We start from the raw sequence: 4704 nt of genomic DNA, 5'->3' as shown, positions 1-4704 counted from the left end.
CAGAAACCTACAGATAGTACAACTCAACATGTTCGATCCTACAAGTGGGGGTGTTTATGAGAACCTAGGAAAAGATCCTTAATTCAACTTCTACAAGACCTTTTTGTGAAAAATAGAATTTAGTCGGATGTCAGTAATTTTAAATTTGATTCTCCTGAAATTTCGTTATAAAACAGCTAATATCGATAGTTCTTGAATTTAGACAAATGAATAACCACATTGTGAAAATACTATTCCTACTATGAAAAAATTAGTAATCCTGAGCCTTCTTATTGGCTTTTACACTCAGGTATATTGTCAAAATGATGAGTATAAATTGGTTAAAGATATACCCTATGCCGGTAAGCAAACAGATGCATATATCAATGAACGCTGTGTACTTGATATTTACTACCCGGATAACAAAGGAGGCTATGCTACAGTGGTATGGTTTCATGGTGGTGGGCTTACCAGTGGAAATAAATATATTCCCGAGCGTTTAAAAAAACAGGGAATGGCAATTGTAGCAGTAAATTATAGATTTTATCCGAAAATAAAAGCTCCTACATACATTGAAGATGCCGCTACTGCAGTTGCCTGGGTATTTAAAAACATTAAAGACTATGGTGGAGATCCATCTTTGATTTTCATTTCCGGGCACTCTGCAGGAGGCTATTTGGCAAGCATGGTCGGCTTGGATAAAAGCTATCTGGCCATGCACGACATAGATGCCAATCAGATTGCGGGATTAATTCCATTTAGTGGACACACCATCACACATTTTACGGTAAGGGAAGAAATGGGTATTGATGGAAAACAACCAATTGTTGACAAACTTGCACCATTGTTTCATGTACGTGCTGATGCTCCTCCCCTCCTTTTGATTACCGGCGACCGGGAACTGGAAATGCTCGGTCGATATGAAGAAAATGCCTATCTCTACAGAATGATGAAAGTAGCAGGGCACAAACAAACACAACTTTTTGAGATGGATGGATACGGTCATGGAATGACTGAACCTGCTTTCCCTCTGCTCATAAATGAAGTCAGGAGAATTGTAAAAATGAAAGGAAAGTAATCATGACTCTACCAGTCTTGTAAGCTACAAACATCTATCTGAGTCCCATTCCTTCCTCAAATCTTACCACTATCTGCTTTATATTTGTCTCTGGTAACTAAACCAAACAAGCACATGCTATGGTAAAAACAAAAAATATATTTTTTTTAATCTTTTTAACTGTAATAAATCCCATATTTGGATGGAGCCAACTCACTGAGCCACAAAAGCCCAATGTCATTATTTTCATAGCAGATGACATCAGTTGGAATGACTTTGGCTGCTATGGCAATAAAGAAGTGCAAACGCCAAATATTGACCGAATAGCTTCCCGTGGGTTGAAGTTCACCAACTTTTACCTGACCACCAGTTCGTGCAGCCCAAGCAGGATAAGCATAATGACAGGCCGATATCCTCACAACACAGGTGCGGCTGAGTTGCATACAGAACCAACAGTAGATTTTGCTACCATTGGCAGTGTACTCAAAGAAAACGGATACCATACTGCTCAAGCAGGAAAATGGCACATGGGAAAGAAAATAAAATCAGGTTTTGATACCATTATAGAAAAACACAGTGAAAACGGTGATGGAGGAGAAGAGCAATGGGTCGATGTGTTACAAAACAGAGAAAAAGGAAAGCCTTTCTTTTTTTGGTATGCAGCGTATGATGCACATCGAATCTGGGGAGAAAATGAATTTTCAGCAACACATACTGAAAAGAATGTAGTACCACCTCCAACACTTATAAATGGAGAAGAAACACGCAAAGACTTAGCTAAATATTATGATGAAATCAAACGCTTTGATCATTACATAGGAAAAGTAGAGAAAGAACTTGAATTGCAGGGAGTACTTGAAAACACGGTAATAATCATAATGGCGGACAATGGGCGTCCATTTCCTCGTGACAAAACACGTCTGTATGACAGTGGCATCAAGACGCCCTTTATTGTGAGTTGGCCAGCAAGCATCTCAACGAAAGGAGCCGTATGCTCTAGTCTGGTAAGTGCAGTGGACATAGCTCCTACTGTGGTGGCTTTGAGCCAATCGGAACAACCAATATCCTTCCAAGGAAAGAATTTTGAAGATTTACTCAAAAATCCCAACGACAAGTTTAGAAATTTTGTCTTTGCTGAACACAACTGGCACGATTACGAAGCATATGAACGGATGGTAAGGAATTCCAATTTCATGTATATTGTAAACTCCAGGCCACAATTGGCAAATCAGGGGCCTCTTGATGCTGTGAGAAGCCCGTCTTTTGCAGAACTGGTAGAGCACAGAGATGCCAACAAGTTGACACAACCTCAAAAGGATATATTCATGGCTCCACGCCCGGGGGAAGAGTTGTTTGATTGCAAAACAGATTCACTTCAAACAAATAATTTGATTGGAAATCCAAAATACAAAACAATTCATGATGAGCTAAAAAAGACTCTCAAAAAATGGAAGTCTAAAACCAAAGACAATATTCCCGCTGTTCTTACCAAAGATTGGTATTCCAGAACGGGAGAAAAATCTGATCAAAAAGATTTTAAAATCAGAGGAGAAATGCCAGGAAAGTCTTCCAATGCAGAAGCCTTAAATGTGAAAGATGTTTTTTAACAACTTTCACCTAAGCGCATCTTGATTTACCTTTACTCTGGAGTTTTTTCATCCGGCCACTCTTCTTTAAAATCCTTCCAATAAGTGTCGATAGTAGATTTAATGTCCTTTCTCAGATAAATCAAACCAAAAAGGTTGGGTAGAGTCATCAACGCAATTGTAATTCCAGAAAGTGTCCAGATGATGGTAGTGTCAGTAAATGCGGCAAGGAAAAATCCGATAACATAAACTACCCTGAAATAAATCACGGATTTGCTCCCAAACAGAAATGTCATAGCCCGGTCTCCATAGTAAGACCATGAAATAGCCGTACTAAATGCAAAAAGCAACAGGCCAATAGAAACTATGTATTGCCCAAAGTCGCCAAAGAAACCTCTGGTAAAAGCGATGGTAGTCAAAGGTGCACTGTGCACCAGAGACTTGCCTCGAAATATTTCGTCACTGTCCACAGGCTTACCTGCTGACACTGCAATTGTACCAGTATAGCGTCCATCTCCTTCAAAAATTTCGACTTCCTCCGCAAGTGAGCGAGAGTTTAAAATCGCTACTTCATTTTGAATTTTTCCATTTTGCACATTCAGTTTTCCTTCGAATAAAGGCAATGGACTTTCACCCGAAATATGCTGATACAATATAGCGGAACCTTCATCTGTTTGATCCGAATAGTTGATTCCGGAAATGATTTCCATATCCGATACCTGAAAATCATTGATATGCTTTTCATTCCAGACTCCCGATGAAAGTAATACCAAACCAGTGATAGTACAGATCACAATTGTATCAATAAATGGTTCCAAAATGGCAACCATACCTTCCGATACAGGCTCATGCGCTTTGGCTGAAGCATGGGCAATGGGTGCGCTACCTTGTCCTGCTTCGTTGGAAAACAACCCACGGCCTACACCTTTATTGAACGCAAATGCTATGGATGAACCCAAAAATCCACCTGCTGCAGCTGTACCTGTAAACAGATCTGAAAATATTGAAATAAATGAAGGTATAATATTTCCAATGTTATAAAATATAACAGCAAATGCCCCAATAAAATAGACTACAGCCATCGCAGGGACTAATCTTTCTGTAACAGCAGCTATTCTTTTGATACCACCAATAATTACGAAACCAAGCAAGACTGCCAATACAGCTCCAGTCACAATATGATTGATACCAAATGTGGCAAACAAAGAGTTGGCAATACTATTGATCTGTGGCAAACTCCCTGTACCAAATGAAGAAAGTACTGTGGCTATAGCGAACACAACAGCCAGCCATCCCATATTCATTTTGTTTTTCATAAAATACATGGGACCGCCTCCCATAGTACCATCTCCGGTTTTTTCTCTGTATTTGTGCGACAAGGTAACCTCAACAAATTTGGTACACATACCTACTGCTGCTGTCATAAGCATCCAAAACAGTGCAGCGGGTCCTCCAATATGCACCGCCAATGCCACACCTGCAATATTACCGGTTCCTACAGTCCCCGACAAAGCTGTAGTCAATGCCTGAAAATGAGAAGTATCTCCTTCATCACCTGCCTTATCGAACTTTCCTTTCACTACTTTGACAGCAAAACCGAAATATCGAATCTGAGGAAACTTGAGATAGAAAGTGAAAAAGATACCTGTGCCCAATAAAGCATAAGGAAACCAAAAAGAGCTTCCTATAAAACTATCTATTAAGGACAATATTTCGTTGAGTTGCTGCATGGAAAAGTCTGTTTAGGTTTAGATTTTTAAGCAATCAACAAAAATATGAAATATAGTGAGTTATGAAACTTTGAAATGGAGTATTATGTAAATGGTAAGAAAAAGGCATGTAAAAATGATTAATACACCTTTTCTCCCTTGTTCAGCCAGATACCCCACATCCGGCCATAAGCATGCACTTTTTTCGTTTCTACATTCAGGCTGTCATACACCTTGTTGAACGAACCTCCTTCGTCGGAAGCCCTTCGGGGAATGCCAAAGAACTTCTAACTTCGGAGTTCACAAAATAAGAATTGAAGTTATGAAAAAAAAGTAAAACAATCATTGAAAAAGCATGTGAACAAGTACCTAA

The 4704-nt window shown here is 39.3% G+C and carries 3 protein-coding genes; 2 read left to right on the top strand and 1 reads right to left on the bottom strand.

The window, feature by feature from the left end; genetic code table 11:
- The first annotated feature begins 241 nt into the window (after nt 1–241).
- Together AAOP42_RS23160 and AAOP42_RS23155 are read left to right on the top strand one after the other, a co-directional pair.
- Nucleotides 242–1057 (top strand): alpha/beta hydrolase, encoded by an 816-nt coding sequence (locus AAOP42_RS23160; RefSeq protein ID WP_349530976.1) that lies wholly within the window; start codon nt 242–244, stop codon nt 1055–1057.
- A 119-nt stretch (nt 1058–1176) separates the two neighbouring features.
- Nucleotides 1177–2643, top strand: a complete 1467-nt coding sequence (locus AAOP42_RS23155; protein WP_349530975.1) for a sulfatase family protein — start codon at nt 1177–1179, stop codon at nt 2641–2643.
- A gap of 32 nt (nt 2644–2675) precedes the next feature.
- On the opposite strand, the gene AAOP42_RS23150 is transcribed toward AAOP42_RS23155, so the two are convergent.
- Entirely contained in the window at nt 2676–4352 is a 1677-nt protein-coding gene (locus tag AAOP42_RS23150) for an alanine/glycine:cation symporter family protein (RefSeq protein WP_349530974.1), read from the bottom strand.
- Nucleotides 4353–4704: the final 352 nt, after the last annotated feature.

Source organism: Reichenbachiella sp. MALMAid0571 (assembly GCF_040151475.1).
GTDB lineage: Bacteria > Bacteroidota > Bacteroidia > Cytophagales > Cyclobacteriaceae > CAXBNB01.
This window is presented reverse-complemented; position numbering and strand designations above follow the sequence as displayed.

Bases quoted from the DNA above. Each gene is read 5' to 3' on its own strand.
- AAOP42_RS23150 (WP_349530974.1), bottom strand. From the start codon at position 4,352: ATGCAGCAACTCAACGAAATATTGTCCTTAATAGATAGTTTTATAGGA.
- AAOP42_RS23160 (WP_349530976.1), top strand. From the start codon at position 242: ATGAAAAAATTAGTAATCCTGAGCCTTCTTATTGGCTTTTACACTCAG.
- AAOP42_RS23155 (WP_349530975.1), top strand. From the start codon at position 1,177: ATGGTAAAAACAAAAAATATATTTTTTTTAATCTTTTTAACTGTAATA.